This is a genomic window from Mucilaginibacter sp. 3215 (assembly GCF_050433785.1).
In the GTDB taxonomy this organism is placed as follows: Bacteria; Bacteroidota; Bacteroidia; order Sphingobacteriales; family Sphingobacteriaceae; genus Mucilaginibacter.
In genome coordinates this window covers 234,305-257,183 of record NZ_JBNPWO010000006.1, presented here as the reverse complement: position 1 = coordinate 257,183, position 22,879 = coordinate 234,305, and the positions used below count along the sequence as shown (strand labels likewise).

The 22,879-nt window shown below is 42.3% G+C and carries 16 protein-coding genes and 1 pseudogene; 6 read left to right on the top strand and 11 right to left on the bottom strand.

Annotated elements, in window-relative coordinates; genetic code table 11:
- Positions 1 to 73: 73 nt before the first annotated feature.
- The 8 genes and pseudogenes from ABIC84_RS13670 to ABIC84_RS13635 form a co-directional block, all read right to left on the bottom strand.
- A complete protein-coding gene (locus ABIC84_RS13670; RefSeq protein WP_429263886.1) occupies positions 74 to 796 on the bottom strand; it encodes a head GIN domain-containing protein in 723 nt (240 codons plus the stop codon).
- Positions 797 to 912: 116 nt separating this feature from the next.
- Entirely contained in the window at positions 913 to 1,521 is a 609-nt protein-coding gene (locus ABIC84_RS13665) for a GIN domain-containing protein (protein WP_429263885.1), read from the bottom strand.
- Between the two features lie 339 nt (positions 1,522 to 1,860).
- Positions 1,861 to 2,325 (bottom strand): SRPBCC family protein, encoded by a 465-nt coding sequence (locus ABIC84_RS13660; RefSeq protein ID WP_426589247.1) that lies wholly within the window; start codon positions 2,323 to 2,325, stop codon positions 1,861 to 1,863.
- Positions 2,306 to 2,647 (bottom strand): ArsR/SmtB family transcription factor, encoded by a 342-nt coding sequence (locus ABIC84_RS13655; protein ID WP_112652040.1) that lies wholly within the window; start codon positions 2,645 to 2,647, stop codon positions 2,306 to 2,308. Before ABIC84_RS13655 ends, ABIC84_RS13660 begins: the two co-directional genes overlap by 20 nt.
- A 427-nt stretch (positions 2,648 to 3,074) precedes the next feature.
- Positions 3,075 to 3,674, bottom strand: a complete 600-nt coding sequence (locus ABIC84_RS13650) for a GIN domain-containing protein (RefSeq protein ID WP_429263884.1) — start codon at positions 3,672 to 3,674, stop codon at positions 3,075 to 3,077.
- Between the two features lie 368 nt (positions 3,675 to 4,042).
- Positions 4,043 to 5,938, bottom strand: coding sequence for a RecQ family ATP-dependent DNA helicase (locus tag ABIC84_RS13645; protein WP_429263883.1), 1,896 nt, complete (start codon positions 5,936 to 5,938; stop codon positions 4,043 to 4,045).
- Positions 5,939 to 6,191: 253 nt separating this feature from the next.
- Positions 6,192 to 6,326, bottom strand: a complete 135-nt coding sequence (locus tag ABIC84_RS13640; protein ID WP_429263882.1) for a hypothetical protein — start codon at positions 6,324 to 6,326, stop codon at positions 6,192 to 6,194.
- Positions 6,327 to 6,329: 3 nt separating this feature from the next.
- A pseudogene (locus ABIC84_RS13635) lies at positions 6,330 to 7,328 on the bottom strand (alpha/beta hydrolase).
- A 350-nt stretch (positions 7,329 to 7,678) separates the two neighbouring features.
- Here ABIC84_RS13635 and ABIC84_RS13630 point away from each other — a divergent pair.
- From ABIC84_RS13630 to ABIC84_RS13620, 3 genes are all read left to right on the top strand, one after another.
- The gene (locus ABIC84_RS13630) at positions 7,679 to 10,693 is read left to right on the top strand and encodes a SusC/RagA family TonB-linked outer membrane protein (RefSeq protein ID WP_429263881.1); all 3,015 of its coding nucleotides are present in this window, start codon (positions 7,679 to 7,681) and stop codon (positions 10,691 to 10,693) included.
- 31 nt (positions 10,694 to 10,724) lie between these two features.
- Complete coding sequence (locus ABIC84_RS13625) at positions 10,725 to 12,317, top strand: RagB/SusD family nutrient uptake outer membrane protein (RefSeq protein WP_429263880.1); 1,593 nt, start codon at positions 10,725 to 10,727, stop codon at positions 12,315 to 12,317.
- Between the two features lie 61 nt (positions 12,318 to 12,378).
- The gene (locus ABIC84_RS13620) at positions 12,379 to 13,407 is read left to right on the top strand and encodes a SusE domain-containing protein (protein ID WP_426589264.1); all 1,029 of its coding nucleotides are present in this window, start codon (positions 12,379 to 12,381) and stop codon (positions 13,405 to 13,407) included.
- A gap of 280 nt (positions 13,408 to 13,687) precedes the next feature.
- On the opposite strand, the gene ABIC84_RS13615 is transcribed toward ABIC84_RS13620, so the two are convergent.
- Positions 13,688 to 14,974 (bottom strand): citrate synthase, encoded by a 1,287-nt coding sequence (locus tag ABIC84_RS13615; RefSeq protein WP_429263879.1) that lies wholly within the window; start codon positions 14,972 to 14,974, stop codon positions 13,688 to 13,690.
- Between the two features lie 132 nt (positions 14,975 to 15,106).
- On the opposite strand from ABIC84_RS13615, the gene ABIC84_RS13610 reads away from it, so the two are divergent.
- The gene (locus ABIC84_RS13610) at positions 15,107 to 18,388 is read left to right on the top strand and encodes a PAS domain S-box protein (RefSeq protein ID WP_429263878.1); all 3,282 of its coding nucleotides are present in this window, start codon (positions 15,107 to 15,109) and stop codon (positions 18,386 to 18,388) included.
- A 320-nt stretch (positions 18,389 to 18,708) separates the two neighbouring features.
- Here the strand turns inward: ABIC84_RS13610 and ABIC84_RS13605 are convergent, their stop codons facing one another.
- On the bottom strand, positions 18,709 to 19,242 hold the full coding sequence (locus tag ABIC84_RS13605; RefSeq protein ID WP_429263877.1) for a DUF3347 domain-containing protein: 534 nt from the start codon (positions 19,240 to 19,242) through the stop codon (positions 18,709 to 18,711).
- 7 nt (positions 19,243 to 19,249) lie between these two features.
- Positions 19,250 to 20,497, bottom strand: coding sequence for an ABC transporter permease (locus ABIC84_RS13600; RefSeq protein WP_426589272.1), 1,248 nt, complete (start codon positions 20,495 to 20,497; stop codon positions 19,250 to 19,252).
- A 261-nt stretch (positions 20,498 to 20,758) separates the two neighbouring features.
- Here ABIC84_RS13600 and queA point away from each other — a divergent pair, with 261 nt between their 5' ends.
- Positions 20,759 to 21,808, top strand: coding sequence for a tRNA preQ1(34) S-adenosylmethionine ribosyltransferase-isomerase QueA (queA, locus tag ABIC84_RS13595; protein ID WP_426589274.1), 1,050 nt, complete (start codon positions 20,759 to 20,761; stop codon positions 21,806 to 21,808).
- 304 nt (positions 21,809 to 22,112) lie between these two features.
- Complete coding sequence (locus tag ABIC84_RS13590; protein WP_429263876.1) at positions 22,113 to 22,841, top strand: 2-C-methyl-D-erythritol 4-phosphate cytidylyltransferase; 729 nt, start codon at positions 22,113 to 22,115, stop codon at positions 22,839 to 22,841.
- Positions 22,842 to 22,879: the final 38 nt, after the last annotated feature.

Sequence of the window (22,879 nt, the reverse complement as noted above, 5' to 3'; positions counted from 1 at the left end):
ATAGGTTGTAAAATCAAAAAAAGCCGCGAATTAGTTATATCCCCGGCCTTTTCGTTAATTATTATAAGGTCGATCAGTCAACTTTTTTGATAGATGAAGCACCCGATTTATCGTTATTCACGGTAGACGGAGAACCTTTATATTGAATTTCGGACGCACCACTGGTGTGCACGTTCAGCGTTTTAAGCACATTGATCTTGCAATGTCCAATGCCCGATGTTTCGATATCATAGTCACCAACAACAAAATCAAAGGCTTCTATTTTACCGGCGCCGCTCAGGTCAATTTTGTGAGCGGCAGCCTGACCTGTAAGGCGGACTTCTGTTGCGCCGCTACCCTCGGTTGATACATTGGCGGCGTTAAGGTCAAGCGTAACTTTAGTAGCACCTGAAAGATCAAGCTTGAAATCTTTAGCGTTGAGCTTGCCGTCAGAATTAACTTCAACCGCGCCCGAAGCTTTAATTTCTTCAAGGTTTTTCACGCCGATGTTGATCACCATATCACCGGGATCGCAGAAATTCTTTTTTGATTTAATGTGTAATACACCACCTTCAACCGAAGTTGAAATATATTTGATCAGGTTATCGTCGGCTTTGATATCGATAGTTAACGAACTATCCTGTTTCAGGTGGACTTTAAAAGCGCCTGAGATCTCAACTTTTTTAAAGTCTTCGGCTTTGCGTTTTTCTGTAGTCTGGTTTCCCGAACCGTGTACGCATCTGTAATTACATGATGATAATATGGCTGTAGTTATTAATGCGCCTGCTATAGTGAAGGTAAAAAGGTATTTTTTCATAGTATGGTTGTTATGACGCCGAATGGCAGTTTAGTGTTACATCAAAATTAAAAAAAGCTATCACATTTTAGATGATAGCTTTTGAATATATGATGGACTTTTGTAAAAGTAAGATATTAAAGACCTGCAAATTCGTTTTCAACGGTGTATTTAGCAGGAGCGTTGGTTACCTTATCCGTAAAGTTTACCGCAGCGAAAGCATTGTTGTTTACAAATGATTCGCGGGTGTGGTTAAGGGTGTAAACATCGGCAGTACCTGTAAACTCTGCTTTAGCTTTATCGTTAACGTTTACAGTGGCAGCGTAAGCATCAATATTTAATTTAGCAGATGCATTGTTGTAAAGGTTAACATTCAAATCAAGGGCAGCAAGTTTCCCGAATGATTTAACTTCGGCATTGTCATAAGCGTCGATAGCTTTCAAATCATTGGCAGTTACCCAAACCACGAGTTTTTCGTTTTTGTACGAGGTGATACGTAGGGTACCGTTGTTGTTTTGTACCAATGCGCTCTCTGAATAATACTTGTTATAAACTTTAACATTGTCATTCTGCCCTGCTGATACATATACCTCAACATTGCCGCGAACTTCGATCTTGCTGATCTTGCTTACGTTATTTAAAACTACGGCTGCGCCGTTGTCTATTTTGGTTGCTGCGTTAGCTGCGGATGATACTCCAAGTGCTAAAACTAAAGATGCTGCGATTGTTAATATTGTAGTTTTCATGATGATTAATATTTTGATTGTCAATTATTTGTGTTGTTATTTCATTTAATACACAGATAAGACGCCCCCATTTTTAAAACGTTACAGCGGTTTCGGGCAAATTAGATGTACAGCAGGTTTTAGTCGGCGAATGGGGGATTTATATCGGTAAACAGCGGAAGAATTTTTGATTATAAATGTGCAGATTTCAGATGTGCAGATGAAAAGTGATGACGGCAATGTTATTAATGCCATTCGAAACCTCTTTAATTGGGGCTGCTATAAACGCAAAAAGCGTTATTGTTCAATAACGCTTTATACATTAACAAAAGAAGATATCTATGTCACCTCCGATAGAGTTTATCCCTTCCTCACATCTTTTAAATACAGGTTCAGCTTTTCGATGTTTTGCTTTAAGCCTTCATCAGCTTTAAATGTTTTTACTACCTGTACAAACTGCTCATGCGTTTCAAAAAGCATGTGCCAGCTCAGGAAAGTTTGCTCTGCCCGTTCTTCAAACTCAATAGTTGCAACAAATTTTGGACTGCTGACATGCTCGTATACTATCTTTTTAAGTGGAATAACTTCTTTAAATACACTCTTATTTTTATAATCTGTCCCGTCGGGGCCATGCATCACCAAATCCCACTCTCCTCCTGGTTTAATTTCCATTTTACTAATGGTATTAGTGAAGCCGTTGGGCCCCCACCACTGGGCAATATGTTCGGGTTGGGTCCAAACTTCCCATACCAGCTCAACCGGGGCATCTAAAGTTCTGGTTAAGCGCAGTTCACGATCTGCAGTGCTACTTTGATTGTTTTCCATTTCTTTCATTTTTTAGGTTTACTACATATTTCTCAAGATTATCCAATTTATTTTCCCAGTGCTGGCGATATTGATCAACCCAAACTGATATTTCGCCAAGCTGATCAAGCCGGGCTTCGCAGACCCTATCGCGGCCCTGCTGTTTAACGTTGATCAAACCGCAATCGGCCAGGATCTGGATATGCAGTGAAATTGCCTGCCGTGTAACATCAAAGTTTGCAGCTATCGCATTCACGTTATGCGGCTGTACAGCAATCATATTGATAATCGCTCTTCGGGTGGGGTCGGCTATCGCCTGGTAAACATCTCGTCTGGCTTTCATAATTGCGCAAGTAATTACTTGCAAATATAAATGCAAGCATTTGCTTGCGCAAGTATTTTTTGAAAATAGTTTTATTCAATAAAAAACAAAAAACGTCGCCACCCTATTAAAGGTAACGACGCTCCAGAAAACAATTTGAGGTCAGTTCAATTTACCATGAAAGTTCTTCGCCAAAAGCTGATCGAGACAGAGCAGAAAGACTTTGTTGAGATCATCAATAAGGGTGTTGCAGATGGCGAATATCGCCTGAAATAAACGCTGCCGATTATTGAAACAAGTTCTACATAACAATAACTTTTTAGTTATCTCATTGGTAATAATAGTAAAGCATTTTTTAACACGCGCCCGTTTGCAACGCAAAAGCACGCAAAAAACCGCCCCTTTCAGGGCGGCTACACTATATATAATTGACTCAAAAAAATGGCTGTTATAAAGTTGCAAATTCATCAACCCTTGGTTTGGTTTGTTTATTCAGGGTTTCTGTAGCATGAGTGTAGGCTAAACCGTTGCTGTTTACGTTTGAAGTTGCATTTCTTGTTAGACTATACTCATTGGTATTACCTTTAAGCTCGGCTTTGGCATTACCGCTTAGGGTGATGCTGGCGCTATAAGTATCCAGGTTAAGATTGGCAGATGCATTGTTGTTTAATTTAACATCAAGCTCGATGCCTGAAAGACTGCCGAATGATTTAATATCGGCATTATCATAAGCATTAATGGCGCTCAATTGGTTTGCAGTAACCCAAACTACCAATTTTTCGGCCTTATATGATGAGATGCGCAATACGCCTTTTTGTGACTGAACCAGAGCGTTTTCAGAATAGTAGCGGTTGTAAACTTTTACCTGGTCGGCCGGGCCGCTTGATATGTACAGCTCAACGTTGCCGTAAACTTCAATTTTGTTGATTTTGCTGATATCGGTTAAAACGACACCGGCATCATTTTTAGCAGTGTTTGCAGATGCAATGTTTGCGAAGCCAAGTACCATAAACAATACGGTAGCGATGGCGGTTAATGTAGTTTTCATGGTATTAATATTTTGATTGTCAAGTGATTATTATTTTATTTCATTAAATACATACATATGACGATCTCAAATAAAAAACGTTACAGCAGGTTTGGCCTAATTAGCTGTAGGGCAGGTTTTTGTCGGTAAAGGGGTGATTTTTCCCGGTGAAATGGGGGAGAAAATTTGAGGAAAAGAAAGATAAATTAGATCGAAGCACGACACAATTAAAAATGGGGTCATGCTGAGGCACTCGAAGCATCGTGGGCAGGCCTCAGCGCGCGACCCTTCGACAGGCTCAGGGTGACAGGCCCCCTTTTTATATTGTCATTTCTCCTTTAGAGTTTCTGGGCATGATGGACGGGTGAAAACCCTTGTTATACAACCTATCAACTTAAATAATAAGCCTCACCGTCGGTCTTAATCTTCCCTGCATCGAGCAGCAGGCGTACGGCCTCCATTTTTTCTTTTTCGGTACCGATGTTGATCCCGGTTATCAGTCCGCCGATATCGGGGTTGCTAATACTGAGCAATTGTACTATTTCGGTGGTGATGTTGTCGAAAATTTCGTCTTGATTTACCCTGCGTTTTTCCTCAAGGCAAACATCACAGATTCCGCATTTACGGCCATTGGGTTCATCAAAATAAGCCAGCAACATCTGGCTCCGGCAGCGTTTGTGAATAGCGTAGGTAAAAACAGCTTCCATTTTTTGACGGTACACTTCTTTGCGCTGCTCAATATATTTCCTGTCGATAATGAGGTGGCTTCCCTGTACCCGTGGTTTTAAATAGGTAACCTGGGGCTTATCTGTTTGCTGCATATAGCTTATCAGGCCGTATTGCTGCAACTGTAACATCCCCTCAATAACCTGCTGAACGCTTAAACCTGTTCGCCTTGCGATATCAAACTCCTTGATACGTACATAATTTTCAAACGCGCCACCGTATGAGCGCAGCAGGGTTTTGATAAAAGGGTCCCAGCCGGCGTTCTGGATCTGGAAGTTGTATAGTTGTTCGTTAACTACCTCAAATTGAAAACGCGAGGGCAAAAATACGCTTTCGTTAAAAGCCAGGTATTCATCACGCTCTAAAAACTTAAGGGCGTTGAGTGTTTTAATAGCATCGAGTTTAAAGCGGCTGCAAAATTCGCCAAGGTCGAGATCAAAGCTTAAACCCTCGCCGGCCTCATAAGCCACCTGGTAATAATTGGCCAGGTTGTGGTATACCTGCTTAATTTCCTCAACCGATGGAAAATTAAGCTCATACATCTTTTCCTGTTTAAGCTTATCAGCAGGGTTATATAGCAGCACGCCAAAGGCTTTATTACCATCGCGGCCGGCCCGGCCGGCCTCCTGATAATAGGCTTCTAAACTTTCGGGAATATCCTTGTGGATCACAAACCGTACATCCGGTTTATCTATCCCCATACCAAAAGCATTGGTAGCTACGATCACCCGTACCCGGTTATTTTTCCAGGCCTCCTGCTTTTCGGCGCGCTGGTCAACAGTCAGGCCTGCGTTGTAATAATCGGCCCTTATACCGTTATCCATCAGGAACTTCGCTATCTCAAAAGTTTCCTTCCTGCTCCGTACATATACAATGCCGCTTCCCTTAACACCGCGTACGATATTGAGCATTTTACGGAACTTATCTTCCTCATGGCGCACCACATAACTGATATTGCGTCGTTCAAAACTTTGCTGGTAAACTACCGGATTTTTGAATTTCAGCTTTTCCTGAATATCGGCCTTAACATCGGCGGTAGCTGTTGCTGTAAGCGCAAGCACGGGCACGTTGGGGTGCAGTTCCCGCAGATCGGCAATATGCAGATACGGCGGCCTGAAATCATAACCCCATTGCGAAATACAATGCGCCTCGTCCACTGCGAAGAGGTTTACTTTCATGTACTTCACCCGCTCGCGCACCAATTCGCTCAGCAGGCGCTCGGGCGACAGGTATAGGAACTTTACCGAACCATAAATGCAATTATCCAGCGCCAGGTCAATTTCGCGGCGCCCCATGCCCGATACTATCGATATCGCGTTGATGCCTTTGGCCCGCAGGTTTTCAACCTGGTCTTTCATGAGCGCAATAAGCGGCGACACCACTATACAGATCCCCTCTTTAGCCAACGCCGGTACCTGGAAACAAACTGATTTACCGCCGCCGGTAGGCAACAGCGCCAATGTATCATTCCCTAATAAAACAGACTGGATGATCTCGGCCTGCATAGGCCTGAAAGTATCATGGTTCCAGTACTGTTTTAATATTTCTTCGATGGTCATGGGTAAACGCTGACCTCAAAACTATTAAATTTAAGGGAAATTTGGGCGGGTTATGGATAGAACGTTAAGGTCGGAATCAGAATTTATAGAATTAAGGATTTACAGATGCAAAGAAAATTTGAAATCGAACATCCGAAATCCCAAATTAACATTGTGGGCGTCACCTTCGGCCCGCGCTATCCACTCATACTGCGCAGGCCTTAGCCGCTTGGCCGGTATCCGCTACTATCGCTAACGCAAAACAGGTAGTTAATTAAAACTCCATCAACCATTTATAAAACCCAGGCCAGTCCCCGTTCCATTGCTTTTCATTGTGGCTTGCGCCTTTGATTACCGTGACCGGCGCATTTTTGGGTTTTACCCCTTTTGATTTCATCAAATCGGCCATTTTTTACATATCGACTACCATACTGGCGCTTTCTGCATCGCCGCAAACAAAATAAAAACGGCTATTTTTATTTACTACAGACTGTTGTGCCTGGTCATAAATTTGCGGCGCTATCCAGAATGCGGGCGAAAATACCCCTGCATTTCCAAACACCCCGGGATATTTAAGTGCCGCATACATCGAGATAAGTCCCCCCATGGAGCTGCCCGCAATTGTTGTGTGCGCGGCATCAGTTTGGGTACGGTAATGACCATCAATATATGGCTTAAGCTCTTTAATCAAAAATTGAACATAATCGTCTCCCCTGCCTTCACCATATTTTGAATTATACGGGTCATACTCGGTTATGCGGTACTCGCCACCATGATCGATACCCACTATGATGCTTTCCTGTTGAACAGGTATCCTATCCATGAGCTCATCAATCCCTCATTCGCCATAGCTTGAGGTGTATTCATCAAAAAGGTTTTGACCGTCGTGCATGTAAATTACCGGGTATTTCTTTTTGTCTGCCTCATAACCTGCCGGTAAATAGATCCAAACCCTCCGCTGTCTGCCTAATTGCGGCATCTCAAATTGTTCGCTGATTACATGCACCCTCTCTGTAGCTGTGTGCTTCTTTTCAGGCTGTGCAAAATTATCCTGCCAGCCAGCTATATCAAGCCGAACAGTTGTATCACCTTGTATCTTGAGAGTTCTGTTTTCGATGGCTTTGCCTGTGGCGTCACATTTTACTGTATTCCAGTTGCCGCGGGTTACTTTAAAATGGATAATGCCGGCAGGTAATTCCTTGTTTAAGGTATAACTTCCCTTGTTATTTTTAACAAGTTCCCAGGTCTTATCGGCAGGGTTCCAGCCATTAAAATCACCTGCCAGAAACAGGTGTTCAGACGGGCTTTTCAGGGTTGCAATTTTGGCGGTAAAAAAAGAGATTTTCACATGGCTAAAAAGCAAAAAATTTTGGCCCAAAAGCAAAAACGCGCAGAAAATTATTTTTTTCATCATCATAAAAAGCTAAAAACCGGGAACGTTGCCGGGAACGTTCCCGGAATTGAGTTGCATAAAAGTAAAATCACCTATTGTGTACACCTGACACTTACTTATTTCACAAATATGCGTTTAAATCTAAATTTCGCATAAAAACAATAATTTTTCCCCACTACTTTAATAAATTTCAATATTTCGTTAAAGTTAAAAAAGGCTTAATTAAACGCTTTAAAATTATCTTTTATATAAAATTTGCAATTGATATTTGTAAATGTAAATTAGTCGCATGCTGTTTCGGCCACAATAATAAACCAATTATAGACGGCAAAATAAGCCTTTTTTTATTCATAAAAATCAATAAGTAAATGAGAAAAAATTACTCAAAAAAGTATGTTCTTCTTTGTGCTTTCCTGATGATGTCATTCATGGCGTTTTCACAAACCGGGAGTATTAAAGGAAAGGTATCTGACGAAACCAACCAGCCCCTCCCCGGTGCTACGGTTACCGTCGATGGTACCACTATTGGTTCAACTACCGACCCTAATGGTAACTATGCCATTAACAATGTTAAAGCCGGTACTTACACCCTAAGCGTAAAATTTATCGGTTATATTACTATCAGAAAAACAGTAACCGTTAACGGTGCTACGGTCGAAAACTTCAGCCTCGCTCCCGAAAGCAAAAGCCTTAACGAAGTAGTGGTTATAGGTTACGGTACCCAGCGTAAAAAAGATCTTTCAGGCTCTATCACCAATGTAACCCCTAAAGATTTTCAAAAAGGCGTTATTACCACCCCCGAGCAATTAATTGCCGGTAAGGTTGCAGGTGTATCCGTAATATCAAACAGTGGCGCGCCTGGTGCAGGTAGTACGATTCGTATCCGTGGGGGTGCTTCATTAAGCGCAAGTAACGATCCGCTTATTGTTATTGATGGTGTGCCTATCAGCAACAGCAGCATATCCGGTGCAGCTAACCCTCTAAGCCTCATCAACCCTAACGATATCGAATCGTTTTCGGTATTAAAAGACGCTTCTGCATCGGCCATCTATGGTAATAGGGCATCAAACGGTGTTATTTTGATCACAACCAAAAAAGGCAAAAGCGGCAAACCGGTTATTGATTTCAGTTCACAGGTTTCGGCAAGCAAAATCCCTAAAGAAGCCTCGGTGCTGACCGCCGACCAGGTACGCGACTATGTTAACACTAACGGTACGGCTGCTCAAAAAGCACTTTTAGGTACTGCAAGCACCGACTGGCAAAAGCAGATCTACCAAACAGGTATCACTACTGATAATAATATCAGCGTATCAGGCGCGGCAAAACACCTGCCCTACCGCGTATCGGCAGGTTATCTTGACCAGGACGGTGTTTTAAAAACCAGTTCAATGCAACGTATAACAGGCGCTATCAATTTAAGCCCAAGCTTTTTTACCGATCACCTGAAAGTTAATTTAAACGCCAAAGGCGCGCAGGTTAAACAAAGGTTTGCCAATGAAGGCGCTATAGGCTCGGCTGTAAGCTTTGACCCTACCAAACCGGTCTATTCAGGCAACGGCCGTTTTGGCGGTTATTGGGAATGGCTTAATGACCCTACAAAACCAGGCGGCGGCTTAAAAGACCTTGCTACCTTAAACCCGCTCGGTTTATTGGAGCAGCAGGACAACCGAAGTACTGTTTACCGCAGCATCGGCAACCTGCAATTAGATTATAAATTCCACTTTTTGCCGGAGTTACATGCCAATGTTAACTTAGGTTATGATGTTTCAAAAGGCACAGGGCACGTTATCATTCCGGATAGTGCTGCTTCTAACTACAAGGGATTTCTTGATGCAAAAGGTGTTACGCGCCGTGGCTTAAATAACCAATACAAACAAACGCAAAAAAATACCATATTTGAAGGCTACTTAAGCTACGCTAAAGATCTGAAAAGCATAGCGAGCCATATTGATGCGGTAGCAGGTTACTCATACCAGGATTTCTCGATCACCAACTACAACTTTGGCAATTTTGCCCATGATGGTACTGAGCAGCCGGGCACTAACCCCATCTATGCGTTTGATAAACCCGAAAACAGGCTGATATCAGTTTACGGTCGTTTAAATTATGTATTTGAAGATAAATACATTTTAACCGGTACTGTACGCCGTGATGGTTCATCAAAATTTAACCCCAACCAAAGGTTTGGTACGTTCCCTTCAGTTGCATTTGCATGGAAACTGAAAGAAGAATCGATGTTTAAAGGCATAACAGCTTTGTCTGATCTGAAAATACGTGCAGGCTATGGTGTTACGGGCCAGCAGGATGGTATCGGTAACTATGATGTCATCTCATTCTATAACCTGAGTACCAACACAGCACAGTACCAATTTGGCGATGCCTTTTATAATTTATATCGTCCGGGTGGTTACTATGCACTCCGTACCTGGGAGCAAACAGCTTCAACTAACTTAGCTATTGATTTTGGTTTCTTAGATAATCGCATTACAGGTACTATTGATTATTATCACCGTAAAACATCAAAGTTATTAAACAAGATCCCTCAGCCGGCAGGTACCAACTTTACTAACTACATTGTAGCCAACATTGGCGACTTAACCAGCAATGGTATAGAGTTAAACCTGAGCGCTGATGTGATCAGAACCAAAGATGTTACCTGGAATGTTAACCTTAACGCTACTTACAATACCAACAAAATCACCAAATTGACACTAGCCCCTGACCCAAGCTACCCCGGCGCACCAACCGGCGCTATATCAGGCGGTACAGGCAACACCATCCAGATCAACTCTGTTGGTTACCCGCGTAACTCCTTCTACGTTTATCAGCAGGTTTACGGCAGCGACGGCCGACCTTTAGACGGTGTATACGTTGACAGAAATAAAGATGGCATAGTTAATGAAAACGATCTATACCGTTACAAAAGCTCCGACCCTAAAGGCTATTTCGGTTTAAGCTCAAATGTTAACTATAAAAAATGGTCGGCCGGTTTTGTTGCAAGGGCAAGCGTTGGCAACTATGTTTATAATAATGTATTCGCGGGTTCTGGAACTCAGCTTAGCATATTCAATGGCATAGGTATCTTAAACAATGCCTCAACCAACCTGCTTGAAACCGGTATGACCGGCTCTTTTGATAAAAGCAGGCTATCAGACTACTACATACAAAATGCTTCATTTATCCGTATGGATAACGTTAACGTAGGTTATAATTTTGGTAAAGTATTTCACAACACAGGTAACCTTAGGTTAAGCGCTAACGTGCAAAACGTATTTGTGATTACCAAATATAAAGGCCTTGACCCTGAGGTTAACAACGGTATCGATAACAACTTTTATCCGCGCCCGCGTACTTATGTGTTAGGTCTTAATCTTTCATTATAACATCGTTAATCAACAATAAAGAAAAATTAACATGAAAAGACATTCAGTAAAATATATAACAATTGCGGCCCTGATTGCAGGCGGACTTACATCGTGTACTAAAAAGCTCGATCTGCTGCCTACCAATGATGTTACTTCAGCACAAGTTTACAGCACCCCCGAAGGTTATAAACAGGCATTTGCCAAAGTTTATGGTGCATATGCATTAACCGGGAACAAAGGCCCTGCCGGCGATGATAATACCAAGGATATCCAGGGGATTGATGAAGGTACTTCTGATTTCTTCCGGCTGTATTGGTGCGCCGAAGAATTACCCACTGATGAGGCAGTTGTAGGCTGGGGCGATGTTGGCTTGCCGGATTTTCACAGCATGACCTGGTCATCAAGCAATACTTTTTTAACCGGCTTATATTACAGGTGTATGTACCAGATTACCCTGGCGAATGATTTTATTCGCCAATCGTCTGATGCGAACCTGAGCAGCAGGGGTATTAAAGGTGCTGATGCCGATAAAGTTCACCAGTATGTAGCGGAAGTCCGCTTTTTAAGGGCTTACCAGTATTCAATTTTGATGGACTTGTTTGCTGCCCCTCCATTTGTTACAGAAAACGATCCGCTGGGCGGTCCGCTGCCAAAGCAGATAAGCCGTAAAGATCTGTTTACCTATATTGAAGGCGAGCTTAAAGCAATTGATGGAGGACTCGCTGATGCCCGCACTAACGAATATGGCCGCGCGGATAAAGCAGCTGCCTGGGCTTTGTTAGCAAGGATCTATCTTAATGCTGAGGTTTATACCGGTACAGCTAATTATGCAGCAGCCGTAACCTATTCAAAAAAGGTAATTGATGCCGGTTATACCCTGGTTTCAGATTATACCAAGTTAATGCGTGCCGATAACAACCTCAATAAAAATGAGTTTATCTTAACCATTAACTATGATGGTTTGCATACACAAAGCTATGGTGGCGCCACATTTATGACCCATGCTCCCGTTGGTGGCTCAATGCCTGCCGCTGATTATGGTATTGCAGGCGGATGGGCTGGTTTACGTACAACCAAAGCTTTTGTAAACCTGTTTCCGGGAGGCGCCTCGAGTGCCGATAAACGTGCCCAGTTTTACACCGATGGCCAAAACATCGATATCAACACCATAAGCACCTTTACCGATGGCTACGCTATCAGCAAATTCAAAGATGTTAAGATAAATGGCGGTGCCCCGCAAAGTTTGGATTATGCAGATATGGACCTTCCTATTTTCCGTTTAGCTGAACAATATTTGATTTATGCCGAAGCTACTACACGCGGCGGTGGCGGCGATGCCGCACTTGCTTTAAGCTATATTAACAAATTAAGGGCCCGCGCTTATCAAAGTGCTACCACCGGCCAGTTAACCGCTTTAACAACCGACCTGTTGCTTGATGAAAGAGGACGTGAACTGTACTGGGAAGGTTTCCGCCGTACCGACCTTATCCGTTATAAAAAGTTTGTTGAAGCTACCTATTTATGGCCGTTTAAAGGCGGTTCAAAAGATGGAAAAGGCGTTGAAAGCTTCCGCACGGTATATCCGTTACCATCGGCAGATGTTACAGCCAACCCTAATCTGAAACAAAATACAGGATATTAATAATATACCGGGAGATAACTTTAAAGCATCTCCCGCAAAACCATAAAACCTAAAAAAGGATATGAAAAAAATATTTACCACGCTCCTCGCATTTGGCGGTATCGCACTGCTGATGCTGGCGTCATGTAAAAAGGACGAAGTAAAGGTTGTAGCAAATGTGGGCAAAGTGGGTGCTTTAACTTCAACAACAACCGCCCCCGCACTATCTAAACCCAATGCTAATAATGATGCTATTACCTTTAGCTGGGCTGCAACCCCGGTAACAGGTTACAATGCTCCTATTACCTACACTATACAGTTAGACGTAAAAGGCAATAATTTCAAAAACGCGAGGGAAGTAAGCACGGATAAACTAACCCAAACACTAAAGGTAGGTGCACTTAACGATATGTTAACCGCGCTGAAATTATCTTATGATAGCCCGTCGCAGGTTGAAGTGCGCATCAAATCATCGGCTGCTCCAAACCTGGCTGCCACTTACTCAAATGTTATTACGTTAACCGTATTGCCGTACCAGGGTACAGGCTATATTTATGTTCCCGGCGCTTACCAGGGATGGGACCCCAAAACTGCCGACAGCCTCACTTCACCAAATAATGATGGTGTGTATGATGGCTATATCGGTTTCCCTGTTGGTAAGCTTGAATTTAAACTTACTCCTAAAAAGGTTTGGGACGTAGCATACGGTGATGCAGGCAGCGGAAAAATAAGTACTACCGGCGGTAACCTTTCGGTACCTGCCGCAGGATACTATGCATTGCATGCTGTTATTGATCAAAACGATAAAACAAAAGGCACATTTACTGCTACCCCTGTATTTTGGAGCATTATTGGCGATGCTACTCCGGGCGGCTGGGGCACTGATACCGATATGCTTTATGACGCTACCACCAAAACCTGGAGCGTTACCGCTGCTTTAATTGGGGGCAAGGATATAAAATTCAGGTTTAATCACAGCTGGGATTTAAACTTAGGCGGTACGCCAGGTGCACTTACTCCAGGCGGAGCTAATTACACCATTACAACCGGCGGCACGTACAAAATTGTATTAAATGCCAACGCCAACACTTTTACTATTACTAAGCTTTAAGCTTAAACATTGTAGTTGATTGATTTATTTATATGGCCCCGCATGGTGAAAACCTGCGGGGTTTCTTTTTGACCGTTGATTTTTGACGAATGATCACGCTGATTTCGTTGATTCCCTCGTTTAGTATTATCAAATAATAAGATTAGCAAATCAGCGTAATCATATTAATCAAAATCAAAAATCAGCGGTCAAAAAAAGCGATGAAGTCATCCCCCATCGCTTTCTATTTTTATATAATTTCTTCTATGAACTATGATCCATAAACCATAAACCAAAAAAATTACCGTTTTGCTATCTCCACATACTCTTTAGAGGTGGCGCCAACGTAAATCTGGCGCGGACGACCGATAGGTTCTTTGTTTTCTTTCATTTCTTTCCATTGAGCAATCCATCCAGGTAAACGGCCAAGGGCGAACAGTACAGTAAACATATCTGTAGGGAAGCCTAAGGCGCGGTAAATGATACCCGAGTAAAAATCAACATTAGGATAAAGTTTTCGCTCAACAAAGTATGGATCTTTCAGGGCAACTTCTTCCAGTTTTTTGGCTATTTCCAGTACCTCGTCATTAACTCCCAGCTTTTCTAAAATATCGTCGCAGGCTTTTTTAATGATCTTTGCACGCGGATCAAAGTTTTTATAAACGCGGTGACCAAAACCCATTAAACGGAAAGGATCGTTTTTGTCTTTAGCCTTGGCAATCCATTTATCAGTATCGCCACCATCTTCTTTGATCTTCTCCAGCATTTCAATTACAGCCTGGTTGGCGCCGCCATGTAACGGGCCCCAAAGCGCAGAGATACCTGCAGATACCGAAGCATAAATATTAGAATCGGACGAACCTACGATGCGAACGGTAGAAGCAGAACAGTTTTGCTCATGATCGGCATGTAAAATCAACAACTTGTTCATAGCGTCGATAACCACCGGATCAATCTCCACCTCCTCTGTACGCTGACCAAAGGTCATGTGCAGGAAGTTGGTAACGTAATCGTATTTATTTTGAGGATAGATAACCGGGTGCCCTAATGATTTTTTATAGATCCATGAAACCACGGTAGCCATTTTAGCAAGCATTTTAATAATGCTCTGGTTAAGCTCTTCGGTGGTTTGGGATGGCTTTAATGATTCGGGATAAAAAGCCGATAATGCAGATACCAACGACGACAGCTGCCCCATCGGGTGCGATTTTGATGGAAAGCCATCAAAAAACTTTTTCATATCCTCATGCACCAAAGTATGGCGACTTAGCTCGTACTGGAATAATTTTAGCTTTTCGGCAGATGGCAGCTCGCCATAGATCAGCAAATAAGCAACTTCAATAAATGATGATTTTTCGGCTAATTGCTCAATTGGATAACCACGATATTTAAGTATTCCCTGCTCGCCATCTAAAAAAGTAATGGCGCTTTTGGTAGCGCCTGTATTTTTGTACCCGATATCAAGTGTTACATAACCGGTTTGATCGCGAAGCTTAGAAATATCGATTGCCTTTTCACCTTCAGTGCCCTCAATTACCGGGAGCTCAAATGTTTTATCACCAATTTTTAGTTGTGCTGTTTCCGCCATAGAAATTTGTATCTGCAACAAATGTAAATAAATCTGCGTATTAATAACCGCTAATATAATTTACTGTTTGTAAAAATTTTCGGCCAAATTTATTATTTTACAACCTGTATTTGTGCTTATAGACGTTAATAATTGATTAAAAAATTACTGCAAAACATGTCGTTAAAAGGTAACTCATTGGTAATGATCCAAAACCAAGCTACCGTTTACCGCCTTTTACTCATAGGGTTATTTATTGCAAGTCCTTCGTTACATTATCTTTGCCTCAACAATTCTTATGATCCTTTTTGGCTAAGGGCTATAAACTGTTTTTTTTGTGCTATCACACTATTTTTTTCTTTCATTAACAATAAGGTTTTTTATAAAACAGGGGTCTTTGCTACCGTATTGTCTTTCCTGGTCATAAATAACTGCATTTTACTTGGCAAAAACGGGTTTGAACATGTGTACCTGTTTAGCGCAATTACCATTTTTATTGCCTTAACCCTTTTTTGCAAAAAAAGCAGGGAATTCATAATTATCTGCGAAGCTAACCTTGCAGCTATTATAACCGCCTATTTTACCGCGCCCAGGCTTGCCATTTCGCCCGCAGTGCTGATAGTACTTATTTTGGTTTTCACTGTAATAGCCTATGTCTCATTTTTAGTGGTGATGGCTTATCAATACCAGCTAAAAAATGCTGTTAATAACGTGATGAAGCTTAATCAAAGCCATATGGTTAATGATGCCAGGCTGCGTGAAAGTCGTAATCATCTCAACGCGCTCATTAACTCGCTAAACGACATCATTTTTGAGTTTGATGAAAGCAAAACCTGTATTAATGTTTGGTTTAATGAAATGACCGAGCGCATAGTTGATCCGCGGATAGCGATTGGCAAAACACTCGATAAGGTAGTGGGCCCGCAAAAAGCCGAAAAGTATGACAGCGCTTTAAACTACGTAATAGAAAACCGCAAACCCATATCAATAGAGTTTTTATCTGATTACGACAGCGGACATTCCCTTACAGCTAACTTTACTCCTGTTTTTGATAAAACAACAGGTTATACCGGCCGAATCTCGGCTTCAGTGGTGGATATAACCGAGCAAAAGAAATATGAACGGGCCCTTAAGGAAAACGAAGGCTTGTTACTTGAAGCTCAAAACATTGCAAAAATAGGCAACTGGTGGTACGACCACGAGACTAAGGAAACGTTTTGGTCGGCCAACCTTAATGATCTGCTCGGGATTGAAGATATTCCTGCCTGCATGAACCACTTTCAATATTACATAAGCCTGGTACATCCTGACGACAGGGAGAACGTTTTTGAATACCTTGCGTCCATCCGTACAACAACACAAAACCAACTTGAGCATAAATTTATCACACCTACGGGCAAGTTAAAATATATCAGGATCCAACGAGGCGAAAAGAAATTACTGTCAGATACAGTTACACGCACATTTGGTATTATCCAGGATATTACCGAGGCCCGCCTTGCCGATAAAGCAGTTAAACTAAGCCAGCTTGAATTGATGGAAGCCCAGGCCATTGCTAAAATAGGCAACTGGAAATATGATGTGGCATCGCATCGCCTGTCCTGGTCGGAAGAGTTGAACAGCATTTATGAGCTTGACCAGAATACATCTTCGTGCCAGCGCTGTTTTGTAAAGTTACTGCTTAAGCATGTACATCCTAAAGACAGGTTTATTGTCAGGAGCTTATTGCGTAACGAGTTAAGCAACATGGATTCATCCTATGAATACCGCATCATAACTTCTGGCGGCAATATTAAGCACCTGGCCATTATAGCCGGCAAACGTCTTTATAATGAAGATGGCAGTGTGCGTAAAATTATAGGCACCCTGCAGGATATTACGGATCGCAAACAGGCCGAGCTTGATTTCAGAAACGTCGAAAGCAAGTACCGGCAGGTATTAGAAACCGTTAATATGGTAGCCATAACGGTTAATGGCAGCGGTATTGTTACCTTTTGCAATAAATACCTGGCAAACCTGGTAGGATATACCCAAGCCGAAATCATTGGCATGAATTGGATGGACAATTTTATCCCCGATGATCTGAAAGATTTTTTAAAGAGCTGGTTTATAAATGACAGTTTTTTACCGCATTATATTAATCCTATTATTTGCCGTAACGGCGAGCAACGGATCATAAGTTGGCAAAATACGGTATTTTATGATGATAACGGTATTTTTAAGGAGACCACAGCGCTTGGCGAAGACATAACAGACCAGGAGAAAGCACGGCAGGACCTGATCTGGGCTAAGGAAATGGCCGAAAAGTCGTCTAAGTTCAAGTCGGAATTTTTATCCATCATGAGCCATGAGATCCGTACGCCGATGAACGCGGTTATTGGCACAACCAACCTGCTGCTTGACGAAAACCCTAGGCCCGAACAGATGGAATACCTCAATACGCTGAAGTTTTCGGGCGAAAACCTGCTGGCCATTATCAATGACATTTTAGATTATAATAAGATTGAGGCCGGCAAGCTGGAACTGAATAACTCGAGGTTCAACATTCACCAGTTAATCCATAAAATAAAGCAATCTTTTGAGCCAAAGGCGGCCGAAAAAAAGCTAATACTTGAATTGATAGCAGATGATACCATTCCCGGAGATTTAATTGGAGATGCGATGCGGCTGAGTCAGATACTTAATAACCTGATCAGTAATGCCATTAAATTTACACATGCAGGTAAGGTTATTATCCGTTTGGATAAGGATGTGATAACCCCAAACACCGTTAATATTAAATTTGCGGTTACCGATACAGGTATAGGTATTTCGCCCGAAAGCTTCAACATTGTTTTTGATCCTTTTATGCAGGACCAACAGGTAATTGATAATGATTATGGAGGTACCGGCTTAGGCCTCGCTATTACCAAACGACTGGTTGAGCTGCATAAAGGTACAATTGCTGTATCAAGCGAACTGGGTAAGGGTACTACATTTAGTTTTGCTATAAACTTCACCCTCGCTCCTGAGGCCGCTGCTCTGAAACAGGTTGCTGTTACGGCGAATGTTCCAGACAACAACTTACAGGGCATGAATATTTTAGTTGTTGATGACAACAAAATGAACCTGATGATAGCCGGCAAATTTTTGAGGCGCTGGAATGCCCAGGTTCAGGAAGCATCAAATGGGCAAATAGCTGTCGACCTGGTTAACCAAAATTCTTATGACCTTATTATTATGGACCTGCAGATGCCGGTTATGAACGGCTTTGAAGCAACGGCGGTGATTAAACAAACTCAGCCCGACTTGCCCATCATAGCCCTCACGGCCGACGCTATGCCCGAAACCTATCAACAAGCACTCGAAGCAGGTATGTGTGATTATCTGACTAAACCTTTTGTCCCGGAAGTACTTTACAGCAAATTGGCAAAACATATCAGGCAATCAGTGTAATTTCTGAGTTCGGATGTTCGATTTCGGGTCGAGGCGAAAGGTAAAAGGTTAAAGGCTGAAGGTTTAAAAACCTCCGCTATTCGAAGTCCCCGTTATTCGAAGCCTATGACTTCGAATAAACTATGCCTGGAGTCACATGCATAAATCGTCCGTAGACGAAGTCTACGGGCAGCGAAGCGATCAGTATGCAAATACTCTTTAAAATATCACAAAATCCTTCAATCATGAAAATCATGGTTAAAAATAAAAAAGCGACAGGGATCGCCTATCGCTTTAAATATGATTAACGCAATCAGCGTAATCAAGAAGGATCAACGGTCTTAGTTGATCTGTTCCTTCACAGTTCCGCACTCTTTCATGTGTTCCGGAAAATACGGGTTTACGATAGGTTTTGTTGACGAAAGCCAGTATCCCCCTTTCCCCCCATCGGCCATCGGGCAAAAGTCAACATAAATTGGCGCCGACTTGAATTTCGCACCTTTTACCAAAGCGATAACATCTTTACTTAATACCAAAAATGCCTCGCGCTGGGCTTTGATATCCGCTGCATTGCTTATCTGGTGCGCCACAGTAGCCGTTTCGCTGCAACCTTTTATACCCGAAAGCTTACCTTCTAAAGCTGTAGCGGCTGTTTTTATGCCAGCGGGGTCTGATTTGATGAACTCATCTTTTAAAGCGATATAAGCCTTAAAAACATCATTGGTGTTACCTGTATCCGCAACCGGGGCTTCCGCTGCAGGCTTAGCAGCAGCAGTCGTATCCACTTTAGCAGTATCCTGTTGTTTGACAGGTTGATTACATGCAGCGGCAACAGCCAATGCCGCTAAAAAACAAAATCCTTTAATTATTTTCATATTACAATTAGTTTGTGCGGATAGCTTCTACCGGGTCCAGCCTCGAGGCTGAATACGCGGGAATAATACCAGCTATCACCCCTATTATAATTGAATAGCTTAAGCCCCGTGTAACGTTAGCAGCATCAAGTATTACCTGTACATCTAAAGCGGCCTTTACGGCAAACGTGGCCAGATATACAAAAAACAACCCGATGATCCCGCCCACAAAACAAAGCAACACCGATTCAATTAAAAACTGCAATAATATGAAATAGTTTTTAGCCCCTAATGATTTTTGTATCCCAATGATATTGGTACGTTCCTTTACCGACACGAACATGATATTGGCTATACCAAAACCACCAACTAAAATCGAGAACCCGCCAATGATAGCACCGGCAATGTTAACCACTTTAAAAAGATCGTCGAGCTGCTGGGTGATCATGGTTGTACGGTTTAACGAAAAATTATCATCAGCTCCGGGTCGCAGCCTCCTGATAGAACGCATCAACCCTTTGATCTCGCTTTCAACATCATCGGTAGGGATGCCTTTTTTACCACGGACAATAATTGACGGACCGTATTTTGAACTTTGGATATCAATTAAGTTGCGCGCAAAGTTGAGGGGCAGCAGCACCTCCTTATCTGTAGAGATACCAAGCATATCCTTCCCCTGTTTTGAAAACACGCCTACAATGGTCACATACCGGCCCATCACCTTGATCTGCTTGCCTACTGCATCGCCATCGGGGAAAAGGGCCTGGGCTATATCATAACCTATATCGGTTATAGGCGCTCCGGTTTTTGATTCCATTTCAGTAAAGTAACGACCGCTCTCGAGGTCAAAATTCCAGGTTTTGTCATGATCCTGCGATGCAGCATCCACCTGCGCGCCTTCAACCGTGTTGCTTCTATACTTTATAGTACGGTTATCAATATTTATTTCGTATGATAGTGCCTCGGCTGTTGTGATACGGCGCGAAAGCTCGTTAAAATCGCGAAGGTCAGATTCGGGCCTTTGCAGGTATTTCCACCAGGGGAAATCGCTCCCGCCTACCCAGGGCCACTTTTGCACATATATACTGTTATTACCCAGCTTATTAACACTGTTTTGCAGGTTATTACGCAGGGTATCAACTGCCGATTGTACAGCTATGATAGTAAATATACCAATTGTCACCCCAAGCAATGACAGCAACGTGCGTGTTTTGTTCTGCCGCAGGGCATCGCCGGCAAACAAAAAACTTTCCCTTAAAAGTTTTAAAAAAAGCATATAACTTATTTTGATCTTACTTGTTAATCAATTTTAATTGCACGGTTAAAGCGTGGAGGTAATAGTAATATAACGGGCGTTTTTTATTACTGATACGTTAAGCCGCCTGCTCATATTTTTTTAGACAACAGTACATGATTTAAGTTACAGTATTTTGCAACTAATATAACGGTAGTGTAATTAAACTGCTTCTTAAAAAAATCTGTTAAATTAACAAAAAAATTCGTACATTTGCGCCCTTGAAAATTCATAAAAACAAGCATGAAATTATCTCAATTTAAATTCAACTTACCTGAATCCCTTATCGCCCATACACCCTCTGCCACCCGCGATGAATCACGTTTAATGGTTTTACACAAAGATTCGGGCAAAATTGAGCATAAAATATTTAAAGACGTGCTGGATTATTTTGATGATAAGGATGTAATGATCCTTAATAATACTAAAGTTTTCCCTGCCCGTTTATATGGCAACAAAGAAAAAACCGGTGCTACCATCGAAGTATTTTTGCTGCGCGAATTGAATAAAGAACTGCGTTTATGGGATGTACTGGTTGACCCGGCCCGTAAAATACGCGTAGGCAATAAATTATATTTTGGCGATGACGATTTGCTGATTGCAGAAGTTGTTGACAACACCACTTCACGCGGCCGTACCATCCGCTTTTTGTTTGACGGTACCGACGAAGAATTCCGTCGTAACGTTGAAATTTTAGGCGAAACACCACTGCCTAAATACATTAAACGAAAAGCTACCGCCGAGGATAAAGAGCGTTACCAAACCATTTTCGCTAAACATGAAGGCGCCGTTGCTGCTCCTACTGCCGGTTTACACTTCAGCCGTGAGCTTATGAAACGCCTTGAATTAAAAGGTGTTGAATTTGCTGAAGTTACTTTGCACGTTGGTTTAGGCACATTCCGCCCAGTTGAGGTTGAGGATTTAACCAAACACAAAATGGATTCGGAGCAATTTATCATTGAGCAAAAACAAGCTGATATTGTAAACCGCGGTATTGAACGCAAAGCACGGATCTGTGCAGTTGGCACAACTTCAATGCGTGCCATTGAATCGGCTGTATCGGCAAACAAAACCCTGAAAGCTGCTAACGACTGGACCAGCAAGTTCATCTTCCCGCCGTATGATTTCAGCATTGCCAACTCAATGATCACCAACTTCCATACCCCTGAGTCAACACTGTTGATGATGATTTCGGCATTTGGCGGTTACGAACACGTAATGAATGCATACGAAATTGCAGTAAAAGAAAAGTATCGTTTTTACAGCTACGGTGATGCGATGCTGATCATCTAACTTTTTAGATGTGAGATATAAGATTTGAGATATGAGACCACGGTTTCATATCTCATTTTTTTTGTAGTTTATTAGATATGAGACATTCTATTTGTTTTCATATCCCATTTTTTTTTGCAGGCAATTTTATTAGATATTCATGTCCCCTCAGGGGATCTCGCAGAGGACACTGAGGTTCATCTCGTTCTAAGTGTCTAACAGGATAAATTTAGAATAGCGGATATGAGATTTGAGATATTAGACAATAGTCTAATATCTCATTTTTTTTGCAGGCAATTTTGTTAGATATTAGTCGAATAAAGTCATGACAGCCTCCAATCTCACATCTCATATCTCACATCTCACAGCTCAAAACAAAAACTACGTTATCATAGTAGCAGGAGGTTCGGGCAGCCGGATGCGATCGGCGGTACCTAAACAATTTTTACTGCTTAACGGTAAACCCGTATTAATGCATACCATTGAAGCTTTTGAGCAATCGGAGGCGAAACCAGCCATTATACTGGTTTTACCAGCAGCTTATCATGCTTACTGGCAGCAATTGATTCAGGAATATTCGTTTGCCATTCCTCACCGGTTGGTTACGGGCGGAGAAACCCGTTTTCATTCGGTTAAGAACGGGCTTGACCTGATTACCGATCAGGAAGCCCTGGTTGCTATACAGGATGCCGTACGGCCGCTTACTTCATCTTATATTATTGATGAAGCTTACCAATGCGCCGCTAAGCACGGTACAGCCGTAGTGGCCGTCAAAAGCCGCGATTCGATACGCCAGGTAAAAGAAGGCCGGTCCGTAAGCCTGGTCAGAGATGAGATTTACCTGGTGCAAACCCCGCAAACCTTCAGGGCTTCGCTATTACGAAAAGCTTATGAACAACCATTTGATACCAGGTTTACAGATGATGCCAGCGTTGTTGAGCAATATGGCGCCGAAATAAAACTTACCGACGGTGATCACAGCAACATCAAGATCACCTTCCCCGAAGATATCGCCATTGCCGAACTGCTTTTAAGCAAAAAGCCACAGCTATAAAGTCTGCGGCTTTTTTGATTTGCAATACAAGGTTAAAT

Excerpts from the sequence above, each read along its gene's own strand:
- queA (WP_426589274.1), top strand. The coding sequence starts at position 20,759 with ATGAAATTATCTCAATTTAAATTCAACTTACCTGAATCCCTTATCGCC.
- ABIC84_RS13650 (WP_429263884.1), bottom strand. The coding sequence starts at position 3,674 with ATGAAAACTACATTAACCGCCATCGCTACCGTATTGTTTATGGTACTT.
- ABIC84_RS13670 (WP_429263886.1), bottom strand. The coding sequence starts at position 796 with ATGAAAAAATACCTTTTTACCTTCACTATAGCAGGCGCATTAATAACT.
- ABIC84_RS13620 (WP_426589264.1), top strand. The coding sequence starts at position 12,379 with ATGAAAAAAATATTTACCACGCTCCTCGCATTTGGCGGTATCGCACTG.
- ABIC84_RS13615 (WP_429263879.1), bottom strand. The coding sequence starts at position 14,974 with ATGGCGGAAACAGCACAACTAAAAATTGGTGATAAAACATTTGAGCTC.
- ABIC84_RS13605 (WP_429263877.1), bottom strand. The coding sequence starts at position 19,242 with ATGAAAATAATTAAAGGATTTTGTTTTTTAGCGGCATTGGCTGTTGCC.
- ABIC84_RS13640 (WP_429263882.1), bottom strand. The coding sequence starts at position 6,326 with ATGGCCGATTTGATGAAATCAAAAGGGGTAAAACCCAAAAATGCGCCG.
- ABIC84_RS13600 (WP_426589272.1), bottom strand. The coding sequence starts at position 20,497 with ATGCTTTTTTTAAAACTTTTAAGGGAAAGTTTTTTGTTTGCCGGCGAT.
- ABIC84_RS13645 (WP_429263883.1), bottom strand. The coding sequence starts at position 5,938 with ATGACCATCGAAGAAATATTAAAACAGTACTGGAACCATGATACTTTC.
- ABIC84_RS13660 (WP_426589247.1), bottom strand. The coding sequence starts at position 2,325 with ATGGAAAACAATCAAAGTAGCACTGCAGATCGTGAACTGCGCTTAACC.
- ABIC84_RS13665 (WP_429263885.1), bottom strand. The coding sequence starts at position 1,521 with ATGAAAACTACAATATTAACAATCGCAGCATCTTTAGTTTTAGCACTT.
- ABIC84_RS13655 (WP_112652040.1), bottom strand. The coding sequence starts at position 2,647 with ATGAAAGCCAGACGAGATGTTTACCAGGCGATAGCCGACCCCACCCGA.
- ABIC84_RS13625 (WP_429263880.1), top strand. The coding sequence starts at position 10,725 with ATGAAAAGACATTCAGTAAAATATATAACAATTGCGGCCCTGATTGCA.
- ABIC84_RS13630 (WP_429263881.1), top strand. The coding sequence starts at position 7,679 with ATGAGAAAAAATTACTCAAAAAAGTATGTTCTTCTTTGTGCTTTCCTG.
- ABIC84_RS13590 (WP_429263876.1), top strand. The coding sequence starts at position 22,113 with ATGACAGCCTCCAATCTCACATCTCATATCTCACATCTCACAGCTCAA.